This window comes from Bacillus sp. LR--39 (assembly GCF_053613335.1).
Window position 1 is genome coordinate 1 of the sequence record NZ_JBSIOT010001494.1, and the last position, 537, is coordinate 537.

General features: G+C 46.4%; 1 protein-coding gene. It reads left to right on the top strand.

The window, feature by feature from the left end:
- On the top strand, positions 1-537 hold a 537-nt coding region (locus tag ACWHAR_RS31355; protein WP_452088965.1), incomplete at both ends, for a 1-phosphofructokinase.

Genomic DNA, 537 nt, shown 5'->3' on the forward strand with positions numbered 1-537 from the left:
TGGGCAGGGACCGACAATTTCGGATGAAGATTTCAAAGCCTTTTTAGAACAGTTCCAATCTTTGCAAGAGGGAGATATCGTTGTTCTTGCAGGAAGCATTCCATCTTCACTCCCTCACGATACTTATGAAAAAATCGCAGAGGCCTGCAAACAGCAGAACGCACGAGTTGTTCTGGATATCTCAGGCGAGGCTCTTTTGAAAGCAACAGAAATGAAACCATTTTTGATGAAGCCAAATCATCATGAGCTTGGAGAAATGTTCGGCACGGCCATTACATCTGTTGAGGAAGCCGTTCCTTATGGGAAAAAGCTTGTAGAACAAGGCGCTGAACATGTAATCGTATCAATGGCCGGAGACGGAGCGCTTCTGTTTACGAACGAAGCTGTTTATTTTGCTAACGTGCCAAAGGGGAAATTGGTAAACTCAGTCGGAGCAGGGGATTCCGTTGTTGCAGGTTTCCTTGCCGGAATTTCCAAACAGCTCCCGCTTGAAGAAGCATTCCGCTTAGGAGTTACTTCAGGCAGTGCTACCGCGTT